This window comes from Steroidobacter gossypii, from assembly GCF_016801985.1.
Classification (GTDB): domain Bacteria; phylum Pseudomonadota; class Gammaproteobacteria; order Steroidobacterales; family Steroidobacteraceae; genus Steroidobacter; species Steroidobacter gossypii.
The window spans coordinates 65,304-90,032 of sequence record NZ_JAEVLS010000009.1 but is presented as its reverse complement, the minus strand read 5'-3'; the positions used below and the strand labels follow the sequence as shown (position 1 = coordinate 90,032).

Here is a 24,729-nt window from a genome sequence, read left to right as displayed (position 1 = left end):
CTGCAGTCAGGGAAGACACACCAGGAGGTTGAAAGGATGTCTCGACGGCAACGGCTCCATGTAGCGGGCGGCACTTATTATGTCGTTCAACATGGCAACACTCATCATCCCATCTTTTCGCAACCCGAGGACTATGCGCTCTTCGAACGGCTGCTCGCGACCGGTCTGCGTCGCACGAACGCTCGCGTGCATGGCTACTGCTGGACGCCGCAAGCGATTCATCTGATCCTGCAGATCGACGAGATCTCCGTCGGTCGAATCATGCAGGGTCTCACCAGTCGCTATGCGCGCAGCATGCATCGACGCATCGGCGAATCGGGACACTTCTTCCGTCAGCGCTACAAGGCGGTGCTGATCGATCCGAAACATTATCTGCTCAAGCTGCTGCACTACCTGCATCACGTACCGGTACTGGGCGGGCTGGCGGAGCATCCCGGCGCGGCTGAACATACCAGCCATGGCGCCTACTCGCGCCAGTCCGCCACCCCATGGCTCACCACGCGCACGGCGCAGCGGCTGCTCGAGCTCAAGGACGGCGGCACCGAGTACGAGGCGTTCATGGCGCGTTGTCCAGAACCTGAAGACGTCGTTCAGTTCGAGCGTGTCGGCTCCAACGATCTGCGCGTGATCGGCAGCACCGAATTTCTGGAGAACCTGCCGCGCAACTCGCGCACCTATCGCAGCAAGGCGTCGCTCGATCAGATCATTCACACCGTCACCTGTCGCATGGGCGTCGAGCGCGATCTGGTTCTGTCCAATTCGCGTCAACGCGAATTCACGTTGGTGCGTGCGTTGATCGCGTGGTATGCGACCGAGCGTGGCGTGGCGACGCTGAGCGAAGTCGCGCGTTGCCTGCGACGCGATCCTTCGACATTGTCGATGGCCATCAGTCGCTATCGCGCGCGCCGCCCGGAGCTGTTCAAGATCACGGCCATGCACGACATCTCGCCGCTGGTGCCGATCGGCGGCAGCATCAAAGTTCACTATTGGGATGGCGCCGCCGATGCCCGAGACGGCGACGACGAGGACCGGCAACACCAAAGCGTGTGACCCGATAGCGGGGCCCCAGGGAGTGGGCGGGAGTGGGGCGTTGCTGGGCTCGGCAACGCCCCAGGGGCGGGAGGAACAGCCTCTACTTCCGAGCAGGCGATATCGGCAGTTCCTCCCGCTGAGACAGTCCCCCTTGTTGAGCCTGCCATAGCCCGGCGTAGGCGCCATTTCGAGCGCACAACTGAGCGTGCGTGCCACGCTCGCGAACCGCACCCCGATCCAGCACGATGATTTCGTCGGCGTGCACGATGGTCGACAAGCGGTGCGCGATGACCAGGGTCGTGCTGTGCGCCGACACCTCGATCAAGTTGCGCAGGATCTCCCGCTCGGTCTGAGTGTCCAGCGATGAAGTTGCCTCATCGAAGACAAAAATCTTCGGCTTCTTGAGCGCGGCGCGCGCAATGGCGACGCGCTGACGCTCACCGCCGGAGAGCTTCAGGCCACGCTCGCCAACCATGGTGTCGTAGCCATCGGGCAAAGTGAGGATGAACTCGTGGAGATTGGCGATCCGCGCCGCCTCCTGGATGTCCTGCAACGTCGCATCGGCGCGGCCGAAGCCGATGTTGTTGGCGATGGTGTCGTGAAACATCACGGTATCCTGCGGCACGACGGCGATGGCCTGGCGCAACGCCGACAACGACAGGTCGCGAATCGGCGTGCCATCGAGCAGGATGGCGCCGGCATTCGGCTCGTACAGGCGAAACAGCAAGCGGATCAGCGACGATTTGCCCGAGCCACTGGCGCCCACCACGGCGACGGTCTTGCCCGCCGGCACGGCGAAACTCACATTTCGCAGTACGGCGCGCGCTTCGTGATATGAGAAGCAGACGCGGTCGAATTGCAGCTCGCCACGGGGCGCGGCGGCAGAGCGTGCGTTGACCGCTTCGATCTCGGTCTGTTCACGAAACAATGCGAGCAGGCTGTCCAGAAACGCCACCCCTTGCGCCGTGTCCCGCACCGCCAGTCCGATCATCTCCAAAGGTTGCACCAGGCGGATGACATAGGCGTTCAACAGCACGAAGTCGCCGACCGTCATGGCGCCTCGAAAGACGTCCACCAGCGCGAAGTAGGATGTGACCGCCAGCGAGAGGCCGAAGATCGTGTGCACCAGAATGCTGTTCTTCGCTCGCAGCGCGAAGAAGCGTGCCCATGATCGTTCCGTGCGCCCGAGCGCCAGGTCATAACGATTGCACACCACTGGCTCGGCGTCGAAATACTTGACCGTCTCGTGATTGATCAGACTGTCGGTGAGCACGGCGTTCGCGTCGATATGCGCGCGCGAGGCCAGACGCGAGGGCTCTTGAATCGCAATGGCGCCGCGCTGAAACGCATATACATAGGCAATCGACGCCACGGCCAGGATGCTGATGTACTCCGCATGGCCGAAGTGCGCGAGCACCAGCGCCACCGCGACGAACTCGATGATCACCGGCAGAAAGGTATGGATGAAGTGTTGCAGCAGCAGCTGATAACCGCGCATGCCCTGCGTCACGGTCTCGCCGATCGCGCCGGTCTTCTTCTCCAGATGGAAGCGCAGCGGCAGGCGCACCAGATGTTCGAACAGGCGTCGCCCCACCTGCCGCTGCACGCGTTGCTCGGCTCGCAAATGTAAGAAGAGGCGCGCTTCGGAGACAACGCGACCGAGATACATGCCGAGCACGTACAGCCCCAGAAAGACCAGCGCCGTTGCGAGCGCAGCGCCGCCGGCCCCCGTGCCCTCCTGCGCCAGCGAATCTACGAGCAGCTTGAGCGCGATCGGCGTGGCGGCCGCCAGCAGGGAGCCGCCCGCAACAAGGGCAAGCGCCACCAGCAATCGTCGCTTCGCAAAGCCGTCGGCGGCCGACCAGAGCAGCTGCAAAGCCTCGCGCAGGGTTTGCCGAGGCTGGCGGACAGCTTCCGATGTGCCGATGGCGCCGACCGATGCATCTGTCCGACTCACCGCGAACTGGCCCCGGACAGTAGCGCGCTACTGCTCAGAGTCGTGATCTCGCCTCGCCGAACCGTGCTTTGCACGCCATGCGCCTGCGCGAACTGCACGGACAAACGAAACGTTTCGCTGTCACCTGCGGACTGCAGGCACCCGTGCTCGTCCTCGATATTCCCCAGCGCCGGCGCCAGCTCCGGGCGAACCCACCGCGCGGCGAGGGGACGACCTTTGATCAAGGTCATGGCAAACCTCCCTGTGTCGACCATGCCACAACGCGCGACAATAACGGAGCTCGCGGCCATTGGGCGATTCGCCCTGCCTGCCGTTGCGAATATATGGCAGTTTATTTCCAGCGATTTCAGCGCGCGGCATGCGCCTCGCACGCCCGCTGCGGCGTGCAAGACCAAAAGTGACAGTGTTGTTCTATTTGCTTGCCGAGCAACGAACCCCGGTCGCGAGTCGCTCCGGACTGTTATGAAACGGCAGAAACCCGCCTCGGCGTTGCTGCCTGCGAAGAAATTTCGAGCGGAGTTGTCCTAAGTGTATTGACGTGGGGTCGCAAACCTAGCAGCGTTGGCACCGCAGGAGGACTGCTGCTTTATCGAGGGAAAGACACATGACCGAAGTTCAGGACGAAATGGAGATCGAGGTGCTCGATCTCGGTGATGCGACCGTCGAAACCAAGCAGTGGGGTTTGTGGCCCCAGTACTACGACTCGGTGTTTCTGCTGGGGGAGAGAGAGAACGGATAGGCCGTCATCTTGAAGAACATCAATGAATAATTGATGGCGGAGCCCGTCAGCGCGGGCTCCGTTGATGAAATACGCCGATACTGCGACCGATACTCGATTCGATACACTCATCCATACTCCGATGTGATCTCGCATCGATGATCTGGCATGAATGACACCGGTCGATGAGTTGGGTCGATGAGTTGGGTCGATGATCCGGGCGATAATTTGAGTCGATGATCCGGGTCGATGATATGGGTCGATAATCTGAGTCGATAATCTGATTCGATGATCCGGTCGATGATTTGGGTCGATGATTTGAATCGATGATCTGGGTCGATGCTTCGGCGCGAATCGGGCTCGATGTTTGGGTCGATATTCTGGGGCGATCTCTCGGGCAGTCCTGGCCATGCACACCGAAAAAGCGTACTGGCTGCCGGCGCACGTGCGGGCGTGCTCGACAGCAACGGGCACCGTGCTGCTCGACCTGCGTCGCAATCGATATTTTGGCGTCGGCCGCAAAGAAACCGCCGTGCTGCGCTCTCTCGCCGGCAACTGGCAGAACTTTGCGACCGCAGCCCCCGCCTTCGCCGCGGACGCCGAGCCTCTGCCGCTCGAAGACGCGGTGCGCATTGCAGACAAGCTGGTAGACGCCGGCCTTCTCAGCAACAGCGCGCCCGAGCCTGCGGTGTTCACACCCGCGCAAGTGGATCTCGACAGTCTGCTGACCAGCGTGGGGCACGAGGTCGAGCGCACGGCGTCGATCCGCTGGCGCCATCTCGTCGAATTCATGCGCGCTTGCAGCTGGGCCCGTCGCTCGGTGCGATCGCGCACCTTATATGTGGTGGCTGAAGAGATCGGCCAGCAGAAGAACGCAGCTGGCGCGCCGTTCGATGCCGAGCGCGCCATCGAGCTGGTCGGCATCTTCCGGCGGCTGCGCCCGCATACGTTCGCCGCGCGCGACCAATGTTTGTTTCATGCACTGGCGCTGGTCAGATTCCTGGCCAGCCACAGCGTGTATCCCACGTGGGTGATCGGCGTGCGCACCAAACCCTGGGCCGCGCACAGCTGGGTTCAGCAGGGAACGCTGTTGCTCGACGCCAATCCTGAACAGGTTTGCGAGTACACCCCCATTCTGGCGATCTGAACCGCGCGAAGGAGCGTGGCGATGTTGCGATACCTGGGGCTGGTGTGGGACCCGACAAACCCGCAACAACAAGAAACGGCGCGACTGATCGGTGCGCGCGTTGCGCAGCTCGGCCCGGCGTGGGCACGAGAGCTCGACACGCCAGGAATGCAGGTGTTCTGCGCGGGCGCCCGTAGCGACTCATCACAAGTGCACCGCCTCGCCGACGGCGCTGGTGCGCTCATCGGAACGTTGTTCACGCGCAATCGGGATCTGTCAGCACCGGCGCTAGACGAGCCGATGCTTTTCGGGCCAGCCGAGCGCCACTCGTTTGTCACGAGCCGCGGTCGATGGCTCATCGATCACGCCTGGGGCAACTACGTGGCCTTCGGCCGCGACAGCGCGGATGAGACCCGGTGGGTCTTGAAAGACCCGACCGGCCCTCTGCCCTGTCTCCGCACCGCTTTTCATGGCGTGAGCATCTTCTTTTCACGCGTCGGCGATTGCCTGGACCTGCGGTTGCAACGCTTCACGATCAACGAAGCGTTCCTGCATGCGCACCTGATGGCCAGCAGCAGCTTGCATGAGCTGTCGCCGCTCAATGAAGTCACTCCGGTGCGCGGTGGTGAGTGCATCCAATTTCAACGCGATGGGAGCAGCGCCAGTCACTATTGGTGGAGCCCGATAGCATTCGATGGCGCGGGCGATCTGATCGAAGATCCCGCGCAGGCGGCGCAAGCCATGCATAGCGTCGTGAAGTCCACGGTGCACAGCATGGCCAGCCGACATCGTTCGTTGTTACTGCGTCTGTCCGGGGGGCTCGACTCTTCCATCATCGCCGGCTGCTTGAAGGATGCTCCGACCGGGCGTTTCAGCGCCTACACCTATCACAGCGTGAACGGCCGCTCCGACGAGCGCCCCTGGGCACGGCTCGCCGCACAACACGCCGGATGCGAGCACACCGAATATCCTCTGTCGCCGCTGGAGCTCGATCTGAGCATTGGGTCGCGCATGCCGGTCTCGGTCGAGCCCATGCCGCTGCTGCAGTTGTTCCAGCGAACCATCATCGAACAGGATCTTGCCGCGCGCACCGGCGCCTCCGGCATCTTCAGCGGCGACGGCGGCGATTCGGGCTTCTGCGCCGACTCGATCAGCCATGCCGTGCCCGAGTACCTGCGCAATCACGGCGTCACACCGCGTTTGTTTCAACTCGCCGCGCAGGTCGCGCTTCTGACCCAGAAATCCACCTGGAGCGTGCTGACCACCGCCGTCCGTCGCAATTTCACCAATGAAGGCGGTATTCCTCGCGAACGCATTCTCGAGGCGAGTCAGCTGGTCAGCGACCACATCAAGCAGGACTATCGCGGCATGCACGTGTCGCACCCCTGGTTCCATGGCCAGCAGCGCACGCCATGGGACAAGATCCGGCGCATCGGCACGCTGACGAGTGCATCCGACTACTACAACGTGGCCGTGCCGGCCGACGCAGACGTCCCGGAGATCGTTTCACCGCTGTACACGCAGCCCGTGACCGAACTGCTGCTGCGGATTCCCATCTATGTTCATTTCAATCAGGGCCGCGATCGGGGCCTCGCGCGCAAAGCGTTCGCCGCGGAAGTGCCCGAGCCGATTCTGCGACGCCTGTGGAAAGATCGGGCGCCAGGCTTTCACGACCAGATCTTCGAACGGCAACGCGCCTTCCTGACAGAAACATTGCTGGAAGGCGTGCTCGCCAGCCAAGGTCTGCTGAAGCGCGCGTTGCTGGAGGAGGTGCTCGCGGCCGGCCCCACCAAGAACACGGTTTATCTGGGCGAGGTGTTCCGACATCTGGATACGGAGCTGTGGGCGCGGCATTGGATGCAGGGCGCGCAGCAGCGGGCGGCGGCGTGAAAACTCAGAAGCCCTTGGTCAATCTCAGGTAGCCGAAGCGGCCGATCAGTTCCCCCTGCGAGGAATCGTAGCCGCTGGAAAAGCCGATCTCCGCAAACGGCGGCAACTCATCGAACGCGTTCCTCACGCCGGCCTGCAGCTTCAGATCGTTCCATAGCGGGCTCGGACCGAACATCTCGTCCACCGTGAGGCTCGCCTGGAAATCCACCAGGATGCGCGAGGGCAGTCGCCGCGTGGTGAGCCCCTCGCGGTTCGCATCCATGTAGCCGGGCAACCAATCGATCGTGGTCGAGGCGGAAAGTCCATTGCGCTTCCAGCCAAGGCCGCCGATCACACGCCAGCGCGGCACCGAGCCCAGGACGCTCGCGACGCCCACGCGATTCACGGCGTTGCCGAGCGGCTCGTCGACGGAGTCGAACTCGTTCACCCAGGTCGCCGACAGACGCGGCGTGAAATCGCCCCAGCGGGTCGCGATGTCATAGCTCACCTCGAAGTCGATGCCGCTCGTGTCGAGCCGACCGAAGTTCATACGCGAGATATCCAGCTGCAACAGCCGCCCGGGGATGCCCGCGGCGATGTCGGCCGGCGTCGGCTCATCGCGCAGCACTCGATCGCTGAACACGTGCTCGTTGGCAAGCAGCGAATTGAACTGCAGGTACGTCACGCGATTGTCGACGCCGATCTTCCAGTAGTTGGCCAGCAGGCGCAGATCGGGCACGGCGCTCGGCGTGAGCACCAGGCCCGCCGTCATCGATCTCGCTTCAATGGGCCGCAGATCGGGATTGCCGCCGCCAACGATGGTGACGCTGCTTCTGGCGTCATTGCGAGCGGCATCCACCACGGTCATGTTGGACACCGAGATGCGCGGCGAATGCAGCTCGAACAGCGAAGGCGGACGGAAGCTCGTGCCGTACGAGCCGCGCAACAACAGCTCCTGGCTCGTCCGCCACATCAAGCCGATCTGTGGGTTCAGGGTGCTGCCAAAATCGCTGTAGTCATCCAGCCGCGCGGCCAGCGTCATCGTCAACCTGTCCTCATTGGCGTCGGGCGCCGACCCGAGCAGCGGCACGCGCAACTCGGTGAACAGCGCTTTCACATCGCGCCCGTCCGCCAGCGACTCGGTGTCGCCGTCGTAAACCATTCGCTCATCGCGCCACTCGCTGCCGACCACCGCTTGCAGCGGCCCGGCCGGCAGCTCCCACAGGTCGCCGCGCATGAAGGCAGATACCTGCCGGCCGCGCGAGAAGTGATGATCGACAGACGGATCCATGAGCGACGCCAGCAACTCCGGGCCGCCGCCAGGCCCGTCGACGAAGGGGTTGAGCGCGCGGGCGGGATCTGTTTGCGCCAGCGCCGCGCTGACCCGCTCATCGCTCACGCGATTGGGGATCACGACATCGTCGGTTTCAGTGCTCGCCACAGCCGCGATCTCCCACTGCCAGCCGGAACTCAGCGCGCCACGCAGGCCTGCGGCGCCGCGCGTCGTCTGCAAATGTTCCGAAGTCCGCTGCGGACCGATGCCCCCGAGCGCGAAGTCCACGAGCACTTCCTGGCCAAATGGGTTGAACGGATTGTTCGCCGGCACGCGCGCGCCCACCACCGAGGGAAGCTCATCCTGATTCAGGACATCACGGTGGGTGTGCAACACCTCTGCGAAAGCGCTCAGCTCGGGCGCAAGCTCATACTCTGCAAACAGCGCGAGGTTGCGCTGGCGAGATTCGGGCACGATGGCGAGCGTGGACAGCGTGCTTGTGTGATTGCGCATGCCGGCCGTCGGAATGAAGTCATCCGGCGTGAGTCCGACGCCCCGACTGCCCTCCGGCACGGTCGCAAACGAACTGGGCAGGCCCGGCAGATTCTGGCCGGTGCTCGAGCGCACGTTGGCGGGCGCGCCGCCCGGCGTTCGATAATCGATGCCGCCGTAACGGCTGAAATCCTGATTGCGCCAGCGGTCGCGCTCGACGCCGAACAGAAAGTCGCGCTGGTGATAATCGGCGATGAGCGACGCTTTGAAACGTTCCGTGGCATAGCCGACGCTCAGCGAGCCGCGCAACAGATCGCCCCCTCCGCTCGCGCTGCCGTACTGAACGTCGAGCACCGGTTGAGGAATCTCTTTTCTCAGCACGATGTTGATCACGCCGCCCATCGCGTCGGCGCCGTAGATGGCCGAGGCCGAGTCGGACAGCACTTCGATCTTCTCCACCGCGGCGAGCGGGATGCTGTTCAGATCGAACGCATTCAACGTCAGGCTGTTGGAGGTCGGCACCACCCGCCGGCCGTTGATGAGCACCAGCGTGGTGTCGATGCCGATGCCGCGCATCTGCGAGTACTGCCCGCCATTCTGGTAGTAATACTCGGGCCGCGTGAACGGCTGCTGCGGCGTATAGCGCAAGACATCGGGAATCGAGGCCGCGCCGAGCTCTTCGATCTCCCGGCGAGTGAACACCTGCACCGGCGCCGGCCCTTCGCCACTGCGCTCCATGCGAGTGCCGGTGACGATAACTTCGTCGATGGACTCACGCGAGAACATTCGCTCGGTTCTGCTCGAACCGGCTGCTCCTTGCGCACGGATTTCCGGCTCCGGCGGTCGGGTGACTGCACGCAGGCGCGGCTGCCCCTCCGCCAAGCGGCTTCGCTCCTGATCTGGCGCCGATGATCCATTGCGGGGCAGCCCGAGCAGCGAGGGCGCCATCACCACCAGGGAGCGATCGTTGGTTCTCCTGAACGCCAGCCCGCTCGAGGCCAGCAGCCGAGTCAAAGCCACCTCCGCGGTGAACCTGCCGCGCAATGGCCCGACCAGCATGTTCTGGTCGGTCTGCGCATCGGGCCAGAAGCTGATCTGCAGGCCGGTCTGGGTGGTGAACTCTTTCAGCGCCTCGATGATGGTAAGGCGCGGAATGTCCAGGGTGTAGTAGTGCAGGGACGGCGGCTCGTCCCGGTCGCTCCTCGCAGTCACCCCCTGGCTTGGCGCGAGCGTGGTTTGCGCAGCCAAGGGCAACGGACCGCCCATGAATGCAGCCGCCACGACTCCGGCGATGACCTGTTTCGCGACCATCTTCCCCAGCAAGATCCCTTTGAAGTCGGGGACGGCTGCCCCGCCGCCAATGAACCGGAATCTAGCGCATGACGCTGCAATGCGCTGCGACTTTGTTACTTAGGGCGAGATCCGACTCACAATATATTTCAACGCCCCTGACGAAATCCGCCCGGAGGCCCCTATGAAACATGCGTTGATATCAAATTCGACCCCTGAGCAATACGGTGTCGGGGCGAGTTCGGATTCAGGCGGGCTTGGGTGGACTGTGAGCTCTGTGAATCAGCTCTGTGGACTGAGTTCAATCCGCAGCACATTCGGCCCGCCGCGGACCACGGCGATATCCGAGCTGCGAGAGATGGCGGCGACAAACGATTCAGGGTCGGTGGCGATGCCCCGGAAGAAGGCCAGCTGGCGCTCGGCGATGGCGGGCTCCGCCACCACGATCTTGGTCCGGTTGCGACGATTGAACTCGCTGGCGACTTCGGCAATGGTCTTGTCCTCGTACACCAGCCAGCCATCGGCCCACGCCTGCTCGTAATCGACATTGATCTTTTGCTTTACGACCGCGTGCGAGCTCGTGACCGACACCTGCTCTCCGGCCGCTAGCGGCACTTCGGTGTTGGCCCGAGCTTGCCGGACGACCGAGCCCAGCACCGGCTCACCATCATCGCGATAGATCGAGACGCTGCCCTCGGTGACCGCGACCACGTCCTCGCCGCCTCGGCGCGATACACGGAACTGGGTGCCCGTCGCCAGCACGCCGATCATCTCGGACTGAACGAAGAATGGACGCGAGCCCTCGGCGACATCGAACATCGCCTCGCCGCGTACCAGGCGGACTATCCGGCGCTCATCGTTGAACGCCACGCGCAACAGCGAGCCGGGCCCCAGACGCACCTGCGTGCCGTCTTTCAGCGTGGCCGTGCGCCATTCGCCCAACTCGGTCTCGATGGTTCGATCCAGCCACGCGCCCTTGACCACAAACGCCAGGAGCATGCAGATCGCGAGGCAACCCACTGCCGCGACCGCGCGCCACGGCCGACGGCGCGGCCGCAATCGGGGCAGCTCCGGCGGCGTCGGCGGCAGGCGCCGCGCCAGCTCGATCACATTCGATTCGGGTTCGTCGTCCAATCGCGAAGTGCGTGGCTCCCGGTCCTCCAGCTTGGCCGCGCGCAGCACCTTGTAGACCTGCTGGATGCGGAGCAATTCCGCGATGTGGTCCGGCGATTGTTTCAGCCAGCGGACGTTGCGCTGGCGGTGGCGCAGGCCCAACCGATCATCACGCAGCAATACGAACCATTCGGCCGCTTCATTGCTCAACTCGTGCGTGGCGCGCCGTTGTGGGTCGCCCTCGTGCAGAAATCCATTCATGCCCTCGTCCTCGTCTTCCCTGGAAGTGGTCACAGGTCCTCCAGCCGCAATTGCATGCGCAATGCGCTGTAGGCACGTGTGAGGTCTCGCAACACAATGCGATAGGTCAGCCCCCGTTGCTGAGCGATCTGCTTGTAAGTCAGGCCCTCATTGACATGTAACAACAGAACCTCGCGCTGCCGCGGCGGCAGGCGGTCGACCGCGGCCTGCACATATTCGTTGGCGCGCGTCTTGGCAAAAGCGTTCTCCGGTTCGTCCCCGGCTTCGATCTGCAACTCCTCCAGCCAGCTGTCGTCGTGCGGCTTGCGTACCCTGGAGCGCTCGCGCCACTCGTTGGCGACATTGGCGGCGATTCTGAACAAATAACCTTGCGGATTGTCGACGGCGATGTCGTCGCTATAGCGCAGCAGGCGCAGGAACACTTCCTGCGCCAGATCGTCGATATCGCCCGGCGGCACCGAGGCGCGATTGCGCAGCCAGCTGCGGATCGGCTTGCGCCACTTGCCGAACCACTCGATCAGCCGGCCGTCGCGATTGGGTCGTGGAGCGCGCGCGGCGGCTTCCGGAGGCCCACAAACCCCCTGCTCGCCCTGTTCATCCTCCGTGGATGAACGCCAACGATGGGTGTCTGGCGACTGCTTCTGCCGATCGATCAAGCTTTGTGACTCAGCGCTTACCTAGCAACAATCGCAGGGGCCAATGGTCTGAGACAGACAAAACTTTCCCCCCTCGAACAGAAGACTGGGCCAGGGATGGGATTCATCCCTCCGGCATTGCATCGAAGTCGCAAGCTCAGGATTAAGTCGAATCGGCCTGAACCGTGGTGAACGACCCCGGTTCGGCCGGACGGCGGACTAGGAGCGCTGCAGGTGCAGCACGGCGTCGCGGCGGCGGCCGGCCTTGTGAGGATAATCGGCGTACCAGCGATTGATTTGGGCGACGAACTCTTCCGGCCGACTCGGCCTGAAGGCCAGCGAGCTCATGCGCAACGGCATCACTTGCGGATCGTCCACGACGATCTGGGTGCCGTGGCGCTGATTCAGCTCGGCGATGATTTCGCCGACCTGCTCGCCATCGTACTCGTACCAGTTACGAACCCACTTGAGTTCTCTTTCGGCGTTCACGGTGACAGGATCCCCCACGCGTCGTGACGAGAGCACGACCTGCTGGTTCGCGCCGAGCGGCACCATCGGTTGCGCACCGTGATGGCCGGTGACCGCGACCTTGCCTTTCATCACCGTGACCACCACCTGATCGCCCGCTTCAGCGGCCGCGAACGCCGAGCCCAGCGCCTGCACTCGCCCCGCATTGGTCGATACGACGAATGGCCGCCCGGGCTGCCTGGCCACTTCGAACAGCGCCTCGCCTCGTAATAGCTCGACCGCGCGAGTGCGCTCGTCAAAGTGCAAACGCAGCTTGGTGCGCGGGCCCGCGTAGACCACTGTGCCGTCATTCAGCAATCGTTTGTCCCAACTACCCTCGCGCGTCACGATGACTGAATCGCCGGACAGCAGGGCCGCCAACGAGCCGACCGCAACCGCGAGCAGCACGCTGGCGGCGGCCGCAACCTTTGACTTCAAGCGCGCCCGATGTGGAGCGGAGGGTGCTGTGCGCGGGCGCGCCATCGGCGCAAACGATCCGAAGTCGATGACATTCTTGGGCAAGGCCCGGCCTTCGCGCTTGATCCCGCCGAGCGAGGCGTCGATCAAACAAATATGCGCGAGCTCTTTGACGTGGTCCGGCGAGCGCATCCATGCTCGGAATCGAGCGCGCGTGGCCGCATCCATCTCACCCTGTTTCAGACGCTGATGCCATTCGATGGCCTGCGTCGTCACCGTTCCCGGAGGGGTCGCGTTCATGTTCCTGGCCGCTGAGTTGCACCGAGGGAGTCACCGCGCAACAGAGAATGACCGAACACAAGCCTCCCACGATCCTTGTGGGTTTCAACATAAGACTACGGGGACTCCGCAGCTGCGAGCGCTACTCGGGCAGCAGCCGGATCACATTGGCGTTTTCATACGCGACCTGAACATCGGGGCGCGCGGCGAGCATCACCACGAACGTTTCCGGGTCGTCGAGTTTCACTGTGGTAAATGGCATCGCGATGTTGCCGATGGCCGGATCCGCCATCACCACCTGCAGCTTGTTGCGACGATTGAACTGCTCGACGGCTTCGCCCACCGTCTCGCCACGAAACTCGTAATATCCCGTCGCCCACTGCAACTCGCGCGATGCGTCCACCTCTTTGATGGGCTCCGCGCCTTGCAGCGACATCACGATCTGCTGATCGGCCACCAGCTCCGCGACCGCATCCGCTTTTTGCTCGATCGCGAAACGACCTTCGTGCGGCTTGCTCACCGCCACTTTGCCGTGCGCGACGGTGACGACGGCGGTCGACCCGTTCATCAGCGAGATGCCGAACTCGGTTCCCACCGCGCGCACGTTGCCGAAGTGCGTACTGACGATGAATGGCCGCAGCGGATCCTTGGCCACCTCGAACACAGCCTCGCCCTCACTCAGCACGATGCTGCGCTGGAAATCATCGAACGCCCAGCGCAGCTTGGTGTTCGGACCAATGCGCAGCACGCTGCCGTCGGACAGCAGCTCGCGATCCCACTGTCCGGGCCCGGTCGTGATGCGGTTGTCGATGTAGGTCGTCTTCACGATCCAGGCCGCCACGATCGTGAACATCACACCGGCGATCGACGCCGCGATCTTCGGGAATCGACCGCGACGGGGTCGCTGCGTCTCGCGCAGCGAATGAGGATGCACCGTCACGCCGCGCGGGGTGAACGGAATGATATTGGACTCCGGGTCGCGATTCGGCGTGGCCCGCATGTGCAGCTTGGCCTTGCGGCCATAGCCGTGATAGCGATAGATGTCGAGCAACGCCTCGACATGACGGCCGGATGCTTTCAGCCAGGCGAGATACTCGCGGCGCTCGCGCGCTGACAGATCGTTCGCGACCAACCGCACGAACCAGGCGGCCGCCTGTTCGCTCAGTTGCGCGTCGATCTCGGTGTCGCTGCTGTGTTTCATGCCCCTTGCCCTCACTGGCTCCCTTCCCTAGAGGTCCTGGCCCTTCAACTGCATGCGCAATGAGGCATAGGCACGCGTCAGGTCTCGCAAGACGATCCGGTAGGTGACCCCGAGCCGATCGGCGATCTGCTTGTAAGTCAGACCCTCGTTGACGTGCAGTAACAGCACTTCGCGCTGTCGCTGCGGCAATTGATCGACCGCGCTTTGCAAATGATTGCTGACGCGGCTTTGAAACATCGCGTTGTCCGGCTGATCGGACGGATCGATCTGAAGCTCATCGAGCCAGCTGCGATCGTGCGGTTGACGCACGCGGGAGCGGTCTCGCCACTCGTTGGCGACGTTGGCGGCGATCTTGAACAGGTAGCCCTGGGGATTCTCCACCGCCACATCGTCGCTATAACGCAGCAGGCGCAGGAACACCTCCTGCGCCAGATCGTCGACTTCGGCGCGCGGCACCGACGCCCTGCTCGAGAACCAGCTGCGAATCGGTTTGCGCCAGCGCCCGAACCACACACTGACGCGGCCATTGCGCGCATGTGTATCCATCATCGGCGCGGGCTCGACGTCCTGCCCGGCATTCTCGAGCTGCGACACTGTCGCCGTCGCGCGATCCCCTCTGCCCAGGTGCTTATGACGATCGATCACGATATGTCCCTATGTTTTCACAACGCGGCCCAGGCGCGCCGGTGAGACCTGGCGACGCGGCCACGCAACTCCCGTGCAAAGGGGCCAACCTTGGAGAATCTAACTCGAAACCACGATTAGTCTAATCGGGCCGAACCCGCTTTTCTCACCCGCTGCACACCAGTGTGCATCCGGGCAGCGGCATCCGTCATTAGGTACTGACCGGGAGCGCTCGCCGGGCGAGCCCTCCGGAGGCGAAGAATGCCTCCGGAGCGCGCATTTCATTATTTGTTTTCGGCAAGAAAGGGACGAAACAGCAGCTCTTTACATATCGAGGAGACCATTTCGCGACGTCGCTGATGATATTTCTGTAATGCCGCCTGCAGCCGCTCCTGATCGTTGTCGCCATACAGTTGACGTAAGTTCGACAGCTCCTCGACCGCATCTTCGATGATCTCGCCCTCGATCATGCGGGCGTGATGCAAGCGATCGTTGAAGTTGCGAACGATGTCCGCCAGCTCGCCAATTCCTGAACGCGTTGCAATGCGCACGAACAGATCGTCCACCGTGCGCGTGAGTTGCTCCGGTTTGTCTGACAGCGGCATGGACGCGAAGATCTTCGAGGGCGCCCTGGCCTCCTCCTCCGCCTGCGCAGCCGCGGTCCACTCCCGGATCGCGGAATCGAGCAGTGTCTGATTAAGCGTGTACAGACCGCGCAACTCATCTTCAGACGCGGTCTTGGCGAAGAAGCCGCGCTTGGGCGCGAACACGATCAGTCGCTCCGCTGCGAGCCTCGTCAACGCTTCACGCACTGGTGTGGTGCTCACGCCGAGCTCCTCCGCCAGCGTGCCAATCTGCAGCAGCTGTCCGGGCGCGAGCGTATGCGCCAGCAACAGCGCTTTGATTCGATCGTAAATCCCTTCCACAGCGTGATCGCTGCTGGGTTTGCGACTGCTGGTTTCGTCACGTTTCAACACAAAGATTCGCTTGCTTGGATCCGCCGAGAGCATGGTGCGCCCTCCTAGTTAGCCTGAAGATGAAACCCTTCGAGACGCCGTCGTCTCACCCTGTTGTCCCGCCGTTCCTCCCCCAGCAGCACGATTGCGATAATGCGCCTGTAATTCCGCAGCCACTTCCGGCGAAATGGCGTCCACCGCCGCCAGCGTGTGTGACTGCGTCTCGAACAGCACCGCGGGATCCTGCCCCTCGTAGCCGCCGAGATTCGGCCTGTGAATGCGATAGCCGAGCAGGTCGCGAATCGGTTTGGGGAACTCGCGCGCGACCTGCGGTGGATAGGTCAGAAATGCGTTCTCATACTGCTTCAGCCATCCCAGGCTGTAGCTGAAGATGAGACCGGTGCGTGGCGCAGCGCTGCGATTCTCGCCGCCACAATGCGTCACCGAGCCGAGATAGACGAGCGCCGAGCCGCGCGGCATCTCTGCGATGTCTGCGTTGACCTCGCTCAGCTCACGCGACAGCGAATCGAACTGGCTGCGCGGCCACAGCAGCGTCGCGCCATTGTCGGCGGTGTAATCCGACAGCGCCCACATCACATTCACCAGATATTCCGCTCGACCTTTCGCGCAGGGCCACATCTCCTCATCGCGATGTGGCGCCTGGCGACGCTCGCCGGGATGAATGCGAATGCCCTGAGAAAGGTTGAGCTGATACCAGTCACAGTGCGGCCCGAGCACCTCGTCCATGATCGCAAGGATTAGCTCGTTCAACACCAGAGCGTGACTTGCGCGCGACTTCAACAGCACTGCGCCGAATCGCGTGGTGTTCCAACCGTAAAAGTCGCCGCGGCAATTTGGAGTCGCGTGAAACCAGGGCTCGAGCTCCTCTGTCACACGATCGACCAGCGCCTGCGCGGCGAGCCGCTCGACGATGAAATATCCTTTGGATCGCAGCTGATCCAGATACATTCCTTTCGCGTCGAGCAATGGGGCAATGGCCTGCGACATACGTTAAGCCGCGATCTTTACAGTTGATAGAGCGAAGCGCGTCACCGGCGCATCGATGCCGAGCCGACGACGCACGGCGCGCAAACCGTTCGGCGTGATCGACGCGACCACCGCGGTGATCTCATCGTCGCCATCCGGCAACGTCGGCCCAAGCCGCGCACACTTCCATCCGCACTCGAGCGCGAGCGGCAACAAGGCGGCGTTGGCGACGAATGTGACTTTCTGCACACCGTACAGCAGCGCGGTTTCGATCACGCCGCAGGCGGTCTCCCAGAGCAGCTCGATGCGTTTGCGACGGCTTGCGATCGCCGGACTCACGCAGAAGCGCGACACCTCCCAGATGCGCGGCCCGCGCGGGGCGCGACGCTCGCAGGCGTTTGCAAACAAATCGGTCATGAGGTGCGGACGCACGGTCGGCAACAGACGCGCCGAGGCCAGCACTTCGGCGCTGCCGCCGTCGGCCTTGGCGATGAGATAAGTCGTGTCCTCGGCATCGTAGTCATCCACTTCCATGTCGCCGATCACCGGCACGTTCCAACCCTGCTTGTCGACAAAGACCACCTTGCGCTGGCGATGCATTTCGATCAGCTCCGGGACGAACAGCGAACGGTTCTCCGCGTTGACGATCAAGATCATCGACTCTCTCCAAACAAACATTGCTGGAGAGAAGATGACCGAATTCACCCCCCTCGGGCACTGAGCCAATTGGCTCAAGCAGGCTCGTGAGGGTCGACGTTCGTGCTACTAGTTCGCAGTTTTGCTCCGCCCTCGTGCGGCGACGCGCGCCATGCGCGCCGACTCGAAGCTCAACGGCGAGGGCTCGCAACGAACCACATCGCCCAGCGAAATCTGTTGTCCGGCAAGCGCATGCACGACTGCCTGAACGCGCGTCGCCACTTGCAGTCGGCGCTTGGCGTTCTCGACGTGGTTGTGAACCGTGCGCTCGCTCAGCCCGAGAATCTTCGAGGACACCCAGTCGCTCTTGCCTTGCGCGGCCAGCTCCAGACACTGTCGCTCGCGTTTGCTCAACGGCTTCTGCAGCGGCGGCGGATCTTTCTCGGCCGCCGCCTTGCTCGCCGCCTCATACATGTAGAACGCCATCAGCTGGACCGCGAAGTACGCAGCCTTGGGCAAGCGATCCGAATCGGGCACCACCGTGCACGAGGCGCGGAAGTCTCGAGGCGAGTTCGCAGAATGAATCGGTACGGTGTAGCCGCGCGTCAGTCCATAGCGACGCGCCTCATGAAATATCTCTTGCTGCGGTGGGCTGAGCTCTTCGTCGAAATCGGCCATGCTCCAGGCAAACGGCACCATCGAGCGGCTGGCCCGCAGCAGCACCGGATCGACTTCGAAGAACTCCGCCTCGCTGAACAGCTGCGCCCATTCCTTCGGGTAGGAGTGCAGCATCACCGACCGGCGAGGCGGCTGCAGTGGATCCACATGCGAGCAGCACGCGAAATGACGGAAGCCAAGCGCTTCGGTGCCCGCCTGAAAGGCTCGCGCCAGCGCCTGGGCGGGGCGACCCGCCTGACACTGTTCTATGAAACCCTGCGCCACCTCGAACTGATGCATGGCCGAATCCCTCAACCATTCCCGCTGGCCGACGCCGAAAGTCCTTTGAGATCAGTCCTCTGGTAGTGCTGGTACCGTTGAGGGCCGTCACTCGGCGCCGTGCTGATTTCCCTGTAACGCCGGTGCCACGGTTGCAATTCGCACTGCGGCATCCCGACCAATACACAGCGATGCAGGGCCGGCAAAAACTACCAGAGCCCGCTGTCATGCATCGGCGAAAGAACGGCAAATTCGGAAAATGCCTAGGGATGAATTTATGAGATGGGCGGTCTAGTCGATTTCGCTGAGCTTGTGAGGGTGCTGGCCGGAGCGGCATCGGGCTCGCGGGTGTGCAGCGCCCGATCATCCCTGTCGAGCGCTGGCAGCCATATACGCATGGCCCCTCATTGGCCATGCGTTGCGTATTAGCTATTGATTCTTCACGCCTTCGTCGCGCAGTTCGGCCAACTCATCCAGGTCCACCTGCTCGGCCGCGGCGCGCAACTCGCCGACACTGCCAGCCGATCCCTGGACTTTGACGGTGAACCGATCGGCGAGCACCACGGTGTACTCACCGCTGGAATCGTTGCTGTCCCATTCTTCGTGGATCAGCCGACCGTTCTTGCGGTAGGTCTTCTCGAAACGGCCGTCCGCTTCTTTCTCGCCTTCCACCCCGGCCCAGCCGGCGAGGCCCAGCAGGCCCTTGGCCGAGCCCGCGTCGGTGATTTCAAGCCTGATCTCGCGACCGGAATCATCCGAGTAGGTCGCCGCGGCCTCGGAGACCTGCAGACCCATCGCGCCATTGCGCTCCGCCGACAGGCTCGAGCGCTTCAGCCCTGCGAGCTGATCGGGCACGAATGCTTTCAGACGATCGGGCGCGAGCGACTCGACCTGGCCACTACCGCCGCTCATCGCCGCGCCAAACACCGCCTTCAGCGCCTCTTCCTGCGCGGCCTGATCGCCGGACTGCTGAGCCGCTTCGAGCTTCTTGTTGGCCTCCTCCATCTGCTTGCCCCACTGCTGCATCTTGCCCAGCGGGCTGTCCTCGTCGAACTGCACATCCTCGTCGCTGCTGGAGTAGCTCGATCCGGCCATCATGCTGCCGACGCCGGCGATGCTGCCGACCACCGCCGCAGTCACGAAGCCGAGCACGATGGCGATGATGATGGCCACCGCCGTGTAGCCCGCAGCCTTCTCGGGCGGGCACTTCATGGTCTGAGGCAAGCCGAGGTACAGCAGATAGATGCTGTAGAGGCCGCCCGCCAGCAGGATCAGGATGCCCAGGCCCGGAACGATCTGCGCGATGCCCGCGAGCCAGCTCGCCGTGTACGCGTAGGCGACGACTTTGAGTGCCTGGATGTTGCTCTTCTGACCGCCGAAGGTGGGCGCGAGCGCATCGACGATCAATGCCATTACATAGGCCATGACCAGCGCCAGCGCATAGCCGACGATCATCGTGGTCAGGCCCGTGCCGATGCCGATGCGCACCGTGCCTGCGAACGGCATGGACATGCCGATCACGCTCATCTGCAAAAAGCCGAAGATCGCCGGAATCGCGGCGAGCGGAATGATGTAGCCCTTGTAGAGGTCCGCGACGGTGGTCGGCTCTCCAGCGATCACCGGCCACTCCTGCTTCGGAGCGAGAAGAATGGCTTTGGCGCGAGCCAACAGTTTATTGAAGTCCAAGGCAGCCTCCCGATTTGTAGACTGGCTATGTATGCCAGATGCCGGGCGCGGATATTACTGACCGAAAGACCTAACGCTCTGTGATCTGTAGAGCATTCGCGAGCTCGCGATAACGACAATACGCATTGGCGAGCGCCATTTGCCGCGGCGTCGTGCAGGCCGGCTCGAAAATGGCCGGCGCGGCGACCAGCACGCACAAACATTTGGCGCGCGACACGGCAACGTTGAGACGATTCAAGCTGTACAGGAACTCCATGCCGCGAGGCGCATCGGTATGCGAGGACGTCGTCACGGAGTACAGCACGATGGCGGCTTCCTGGCCCTGAAACTTGTCAACCGTGCCGACGCGGGCGTGCGGCAGGCGATGCTGGATCTCGAAGACTTGCGAGTTGTACGGCGCGATGATCAGAATGTCCTCGAGCGTCACGGAACGCACCTGACCCTCTCGATCGATCCATGTGGCCTTCGACGCCAGAGTGCCCTCGACCAGTTGCTGGATCGCCTCCGCCTCCTCGATCGACGAGTTCTGATTGCCTTCATGCGGCACTGGCAAGAAGCGCAGGCCGGCGCCGCGAATGCACCCCTCGGATCGCACCTGTTGTCCACCGAGGCCGGCATGGCAGCGCAGCCTGCCTTCGTAGAACATCTCCGATGTGAACGAGCAGATCTCCGGATGCAGCCGCCAGGTTTCTTCAAGGAACAAACCCTGGGACTTGCCAATGGTCGGCGCGCCATCGAGCACATGCTGGAGCGCTGAAACGTCGGTGCCCTCGGGATGGCTGCCCTGAATGGGCTGCTCGAGCTGCTGTGGATCGCCCAACAACACCAGGGCGCGGCAGGCCTGCGAGACCGCGAGCACGTTGGCGAGTGACATCTGCGCAGCTTCATCGACGAACAGCGTGTCGACGACGGCGATAGCCTCCGGGCGAGACCAGAGCCATGCAGTCCCGGCCACCACCTGACACGAGCCGATGGCGGCGAGCGTCTTGTCGTTATCAGTCTCGAAGCGAATGCCGGGCACGTCCTCGGCTTTGTCCGCCACCTTTTGCAAACATCGCACCTCGATGCCGGTTCGATGGGCAAGCTCCACGACCTTGTCAAGCAGATTGCGGATCACCTTGTGACTGTTGGCGGTGACCCCCACCGTCTTGCCTGCTTTGACCAACGCGCAAATCATTTGCGCGGCAGTGAATGTTTTGCCTGCGCCCGGCGGGCCTTGAATCGGCAATACACCGCTTTCGAGCTTGGTTGCGATTCGTACGGCGGCTTGCGTTGCAGTTTCGTTCGGCAACTGCAGCGGCTCGCCATCAAGACGCGGCGGCAACTTGAGCAACAGATCCCGCGCAGCCTGGTAGGCGCCGGCGCCCGCCACGCCGTTCTCTGCGACGTGCGCGCCAAGTCGCAGCAGCGCATCCGCGATGACATCGGTGCGCACCAGATCGTGAGCAAAGGCCGCTTGCGGATGAACTGACGCGGTGTCACCGCGCTTTTTGATATCGATGACGCCCTCCTCAAAAGAAATGGCGTCGACCGTTCCGAGTCTCTGCTCGCCGCTCAGGTGCAGCGTCTCGCCACCGCGCAATTCCACCTCCTGCGGCGGAAAGCGATAGCGATGCACGGGTGCGCGCGCCGTTCCGCCGACCGCACCCACGTACTCGAGCCCCGCGATGCCGAAGCGCTCCTCCAGCAAGTCCTCGGCGGTGAGATCGGCGAGACGGAAGAACTCCCACCACGCGGACTTCAATTCGCGTCGATGCCAATCGAGCGAATACGCAAGGATCCAACGCGCCTGCTGTTCAGCGGTGCGTTCACTTCGGTCAGCAGGCACATCGGCTGTGAGACGCTCGATGAGCGCGGCGACCTGGCGCTGGCGTTCATCCAACTCCGGCGTGGGCTCGGGATCACCCGCCTCGGGACGCGGGATGGCTGCGCCTCCCGCAATCAATTCTCCGCGAATCTTCTCCAGCCAATCCCGCAGGCGTTGCGCGGAGAGGCAGTCATCACGGTTGTAGTGGAGCACCGTCTCCTTGCTCTCTTCGGTGATCGCGGCGGCATCGTTCAACTCCAGGCGCGCCTGCAGCTTCGACAGCGCACTTCTCACCTCGACCAGCGGCACATGACGCTGGAAGTCGTAGAACGGCTCGAGGTTCTTGATGGAGTAGCTTTCGACACTGGCGCGAATGCTCTGCCTTGCAATCGCGTATAGATCCACGAACAACGACGCTCGCAACATCCGATCGATTTCATTCTCGCGGCTGGCATAGCGGCCCATCAGGCGCTTCAACGCACTCGGCTCGTAGGGCGCGTAGTGATAGATGTGCATGCCCGGATGCTGCGCCCAGCGGGCCATGACGAAATCCACGAAGCGCTCGAAGGCCGCGCGCTCTTCGCTGCGCGAGAAAGCCCATTCAGCCACATATCGGCCGGCGTCCTTGGCATGCGCGGTCACATAGCCAAACAGAAACTCGAGGCCCTCCTCGCCCACGAAGGGATCGGCTTCGAGGTCCAGGAAGATATCTCCAGGCGAGGGCTGCGGCAGCCTTTGCAGCCCGACCTGCGGGGCGAGCGGCAACGTTTCATAGATCGGCTTCCCCGCCTTCCGAGCTTCCCATTGAACGCGCGCTTGCTCGCGAGTTCGTTCGTAGGATTGCGGCAAGCCTCGCTCCGGCTTCCACGGCATAGGCAGCGGCAAGCGCGCGAGATCCGCAAGCGTCCTCACGTCGTGCCGGTTCAGCTCGCCGATCTGCGATGCCGAGATCCCCGCGACCAAACACAGATGATCGTCGCGTCGACGCCTGGCGTCGCATTCACTTCGCCAACGACAGATATCGCAATGTTCCTTCGGATGCGGGTACGTTGCTTCCGGGATCTGCGTCTTCAGCGAGTCCTCGAGCGCCGTGCGCACGTGCCGATAGTAAGCCGCGTAGGCTGCGACTCTGTAGCTCACCGGCTCGAACCCGCAGCCCGGAATCACCACGTGCATCTGCTCGGGCTGGCGACCTTGAGCGGTCGCGAGCAAATCCGAGTACAAGCACAGCTGCAGCACGGTGCCGCCCTTGGTCTCGCGCGCAAGCTTCGTATCCACGACTTCATAAGACCAGTCGCCGAGTGCGCTTGGCAGCGGCACGCGTATCAGCACGTCGGCTCGACCGCTCCACGAGCCTCGCAGAAACGCGCCCTGGACGATGACTTCGGCGCCCGCGCGCATTGCCGCCAACGTCTGCTCAACCTGCGCGGGGGCGACGCCGATGCCTTCGATCGCAACGACATTCGAGCCTCGTGCGCGCAGGTGTTCAACATAAGCCCGCTCGTGCGCCGCACCTCTCTCCCACAGCGTCTCTAGCGACGGGTCCCAGAGCTGGGGCTTCGCCAGAGCGCCGGTGGCGACCAGCGTGTCGAGATGGGTCAGGTGATGGCAGTTGAGGTAGCCCACCAGATCCGACGCGCTGAGCTGAATCGCGTGGCCGAGATTGAGCAATTGATTCTCTCGAAGCGGGCACAACTTGAACCGCAGTGAACTCTACACTGCGCGCCCGCGCAGAAAAATCTCGGGGATCGAAATACTCGCGCGCCGGTCCTGATATTTGATGGCTCACTGTTGATCGAGCATCGTCACGACCACCTTGCCCCGCGCCCGCCCCTGCTCCAGATACGCGATGGCCTCGGCTGCCTGATCCAGGGGATAGCGCCGATCGATCACGGGCGTCAGCTTGCCCTCGCGCGCCAGGTTCGCGAGCGCCTGCAGATCGCTCGAGTTCATGTGCGCAATGAAGCCCACGATCTCCTGGCTGATGAACGGCGAGACCGCCATGCCTTCAATGAACTGGACCATGGGCCCAAGAAACGGCTCATCGCTCTGTCCGCCGACGATCACGATCGTGCCTCGAGGCTTCAGCACGCGCCGCACCTTCAGAAATGAATGATTGCCGACATTGTCCAGAATCAAGTCGTAGCGCTCGCCGCCTTCGGTGAAATTCTGTTGCGTGTAGTCGATGACGCGATCGGCGCCCAACGAGCGCACGAGTTCGATGTTCCGTGTGCTGCAAACACCCGTGACCTCCGCGCCAAGCGCTTTCGCAATCTGCACTGCGAACGTACCGACGCCGCCAGATGCGCCGTTGATCAACACCTTGTGCCCGGGCTGAAGCTTGCCCTTGTCTCTCAGCGCCTGTAGCGCCGTGATCGCCGCAATCGGCATGGCCGCCGCCTGCTCGAACGACAGATTCTCCGGCTTGTGCACGACTGACCTGCTTTCACGAACCACGACATATTCGGCGAGCGCGCCACCGCGGGCGCCGAATACCGCATCCCCGACTTTGAATCGGCTCACGTCCCTGCCGACCGCCTCGACGGTCCCTGCGAAATCCACGCCCGCGCTCACATCGCTCGGCGTCCCGATGCCCGATGACAAGCGCATGATGTAGGGCTCGCCGCGCACCGAATGCCAGTCCAGCGGATTGACCGCGGCGGCGTGGACCTTGACGAGAATCTGATCGGGCTCTGGCGACGGCCTGGCGATGGTTTCCAGCTTGAGCACCGTCGGCGGTCCATAACAGCGCTGCATGATGGCCTTCATGCCGTCGGCGCCGGCCGGAGGCGTCTGCGCTGCCGGGCAAGGGGCCGTGTAGCTCAATGCAACGGCCAGCGATGTCACCGCAACGGCAATCACCGCCAGACCGATGACCAGGATTTTTCTTGTCAGCGTCATGGTTCGGACTCCCTGTATGTCTGCGC

Annotated in this window: 19 protein-coding genes; 4 read left to right on the top strand and 15 right to left on the bottom strand. The window is 63.0% G+C overall.

Annotation, left to right across the window (positions count from 1 at the left end; all coding sequences use genetic code 11):
- Positions 1–36: 36 nt before the first annotated feature.
- Positions 37–1,050, top strand: coding sequence for a transposase (locus JM946_RS28435; RefSeq protein ID WP_203170843.1), 1,014 nt, complete (start codon positions 37–39; stop codon positions 1,048–1,050).
- A gap of 82 nt (positions 1,051–1,132) precedes the next feature.
- On the opposite strand, the gene JM946_RS28430 is transcribed toward JM946_RS28435, so the two are convergent.
- Both JM946_RS28430 and JM946_RS28425 read right to left on the bottom strand, forming a co-directional pair.
- On the bottom strand, positions 1,133–2,989 hold the full coding sequence (locus JM946_RS28430) for an ATP-binding cassette domain-containing protein (protein ID WP_203170842.1): 1,857 nt from the start codon (positions 2,987–2,989) through the stop codon (positions 1,133–1,135).
- Positions 2,986–3,219: a hypothetical protein gene (locus tag JM946_RS28425; RefSeq protein ID WP_203170841.1), complete on the bottom strand. Its 234-nt coding sequence runs from the start codon at positions 3,217–3,219 to the stop codon at positions 2,986–2,988. The genes JM946_RS28430 and JM946_RS28425 overlap by 4 nt, the downstream gene beginning before the upstream one ends.
- 374 nt (positions 3,220–3,593) lie before the next feature.
- Here JM946_RS28425 and JM946_RS31120 point away from each other — a divergent pair, with 374 nt between their 5' ends.
- The 3 genes from JM946_RS31120 (at position 3,594) to JM946_RS28415 (ending at position 6,723) form a co-directional block, all read left to right on the top strand.
- Complete coding sequence (locus tag JM946_RS31120) at positions 3,594–3,728, top strand: hypothetical protein (RefSeq protein WP_269141143.1); 135 nt, start codon at positions 3,594–3,596, stop codon at positions 3,726–3,728.
- A 388-nt stretch (positions 3,729–4,116) separates the two neighbouring features.
- On the top strand, positions 4,117–4,854 hold the full coding sequence (locus JM946_RS28420; protein ID WP_203170840.1) for a lasso peptide biosynthesis B2 protein: 738 nt from the start codon (positions 4,117–4,119) through the stop codon (positions 4,852–4,854).
- A 21-nt stretch (positions 4,855–4,875) separates the two neighbouring features.
- A complete protein-coding gene (locus tag JM946_RS28415) occupies positions 4,876–6,723 on the top strand; it encodes an asparagine synthase-related protein (protein WP_203170839.1) in 1,848 nt (615 codons plus the stop codon).
- A 4-nt stretch (positions 6,724–6,727) separates the two neighbouring features.
- On the opposite strand, the gene JM946_RS28410 is transcribed toward JM946_RS28415, so the two are convergent.
- The 13 genes from JM946_RS28410 to JM946_RS28350 all read right to left on the bottom strand — a co-directional run bounded on the left by JM946_RS28410 (position 6,728) and on the right by JM946_RS28350 (position 24,571).
- Positions 6,728–9,778: a TonB-dependent receptor gene (locus JM946_RS28410; RefSeq protein ID WP_203170838.1), complete on the bottom strand. Its 3,051-nt coding sequence runs from the start codon at positions 9,776–9,778 to the stop codon at positions 6,728–6,730.
- Positions 9,779–10,039: 261 nt separating this feature from the next.
- On the bottom strand, positions 10,040–11,164 hold the full coding sequence (locus tag JM946_RS28405; protein WP_203170837.1) for a FecR family protein: 1,125 nt from the start codon (positions 11,162–11,164) through the stop codon (positions 10,040–10,042).
- Positions 11,161–11,787: an RNA polymerase sigma factor gene (locus tag JM946_RS28400; protein WP_203170836.1), complete on the bottom strand. Its 627-nt coding sequence runs from the start codon at positions 11,785–11,787 to the stop codon at positions 11,161–11,163. The genes JM946_RS28405 and JM946_RS28400 overlap by 4 nt, the downstream gene beginning before the upstream one ends.
- Positions 11,788–11,985: 198 nt before the next feature.
- A complete protein-coding gene (locus JM946_RS28395) occupies positions 11,986–12,990 on the bottom strand; it encodes a FecR family protein (protein ID WP_203170835.1) in 1,005 nt (334 codons plus the stop codon).
- 121 nt (positions 12,991–13,111) lie between these two features.
- Positions 13,112–14,170 carry a FecR family protein gene (locus JM946_RS28390; protein ID WP_203170834.1) on the bottom strand — a complete coding sequence of 353 codons (1,059 nt, stop codon included), beginning with the start codon at positions 14,168–14,170 and terminating at the stop codon, positions 13,112–13,114.
- 27 nt (positions 14,171–14,197) lie between these two features.
- The gene (locus JM946_RS28385) at positions 14,198–14,815 is read right to left on the bottom strand and encodes an RNA polymerase sigma factor (protein WP_203170833.1); all 618 of its coding nucleotides are present in this window, start codon (positions 14,813–14,815) and stop codon (positions 14,198–14,200) included.
- Between the two features lie 263 nt (positions 14,816–15,078).
- On the bottom strand, positions 15,079–15,804 hold the full coding sequence (locus tag JM946_RS28380) for a GntR family transcriptional regulator (protein ID WP_203170832.1): 726 nt from the start codon (positions 15,802–15,804) through the stop codon (positions 15,079–15,081).
- Between the two features lie 15 nt (positions 15,805–15,819).
- Positions 15,820–16,758, bottom strand: a complete 939-nt coding sequence (locus JM946_RS28375; RefSeq protein WP_203170831.1) for a phytanoyl-CoA dioxygenase family protein — start codon at positions 16,756–16,758, stop codon at positions 15,820–15,822.
- Positions 16,759–16,761: 3 nt separating this feature from the next.
- Entirely contained in the window at positions 16,762–17,394 is a 633-nt protein-coding gene (locus JM946_RS28370; RefSeq protein WP_203170830.1) for an acyl-homoserine-lactone synthase, read from the bottom strand.
- Between the two features lie 108 nt (positions 17,395–17,502).
- Complete coding sequence (locus JM946_RS28365) at positions 17,503–18,330, bottom strand: LuxR family transcriptional regulator (RefSeq protein ID WP_203170829.1); 828 nt, start codon at positions 18,328–18,330, stop codon at positions 17,503–17,505.
- A 408-nt stretch (positions 18,331–18,738) separates the two neighbouring features.
- Positions 18,739–19,995, bottom strand: coding sequence for a Yip1 family protein (locus tag JM946_RS28360; RefSeq protein ID WP_203170828.1), 1,257 nt, complete (start codon positions 19,993–19,995; stop codon positions 18,739–18,741).
- A gap of 70 nt (positions 19,996–20,065) precedes the next feature.
- Complete coding sequence (locus JM946_RS28355) at positions 20,066–23,473, bottom strand: TM0106 family RecB-like putative nuclease (protein WP_203170827.1); 3,408 nt, start codon at positions 23,471–23,473, stop codon at positions 20,066–20,068.
- A gap of 114 nt (positions 23,474–23,587) precedes the next feature.
- Entirely contained in the window at positions 23,588–24,571 is a 984-nt protein-coding gene (locus tag JM946_RS28350; protein ID WP_407700613.1) for an NAD(P)-dependent alcohol dehydrogenase, read from the bottom strand.
- Positions 24,572–24,729: the final 158 nt, after the last annotated feature.

Bases quoted from the DNA above. Each gene is read 5' to 3' on its own strand.
- JM946_RS28435 (WP_203170843.1), top strand. From the start codon at position 37: ATGTCTCGACGGCAACGGCTCCATGTAGCGGGCGGCACTTATTATGTC.
- JM946_RS28425 (WP_203170841.1), bottom strand. From the start codon at position 3,219: ATGACCTTGATCAAAGGTCGTCCCCTCGCCGCGCGGTGGGTTCGCCCG.
- JM946_RS31120 (WP_269141143.1), top strand. From the start codon at position 3,594: ATGACCGAAGTTCAGGACGAAATGGAGATCGAGGTGCTCGATCTCGGT.
- JM946_RS28420 (WP_203170840.1), top strand. From the start codon at position 4,117: ATGCACACCGAAAAAGCGTACTGGCTGCCGGCGCACGTGCGGGCGTGC.
- JM946_RS28415 (WP_203170839.1), top strand. From the start codon at position 4,876: ATGTTGCGATACCTGGGGCTGGTGTGGGACCCGACAAACCCGCAACAA.
- JM946_RS28410 (WP_203170838.1), bottom strand. From the start codon at position 9,778: ATGGTCGCGAAACAGGTCATCGCCGGAGTCGTGGCGGCTGCATTCATG.
- JM946_RS28395 (WP_203170835.1), bottom strand. From the start codon at position 12,990: ATGAACGCGACCCCTCCGGGAACGGTGACGACGCAGGCCATCGAATGG.
- JM946_RS28390 (WP_203170834.1), bottom strand. From the start codon at position 14,170: ATGAAACACAGCAGCGACACCGAGATCGACGCGCAACTGAGCGAACAG.
- JM946_RS28380 (WP_203170832.1), bottom strand. From the start codon at position 15,804: ATGCTCTCGGCGGATCCAAGCAAGCGAATCTTTGTGTTGAAACGTGAC.
- JM946_RS28375 (WP_203170831.1), bottom strand. From the start codon at position 16,758: ATGTCGCAGGCCATTGCCCCATTGCTCGACGCGAAAGGAATGTATCTG.
- JM946_RS28370 (WP_203170830.1), bottom strand. From the start codon at position 17,394: ATGATCTTGATCGTCAACGCGGAGAACCGTTCGCTGTTCGTCCCGGAG.
- JM946_RS28365 (WP_203170829.1), bottom strand. From the start codon at position 18,330: ATGCATCAGTTCGAGGTGGCGCAGGGTTTCATAGAACAGTGTCAGGCG.
- JM946_RS28350 (WP_407700613.1), bottom strand. From the start codon at position 24,571: ATGAAGGCCATCATGCAGCGCTGTTATGGACCGCCGACGGTGCTCAAG.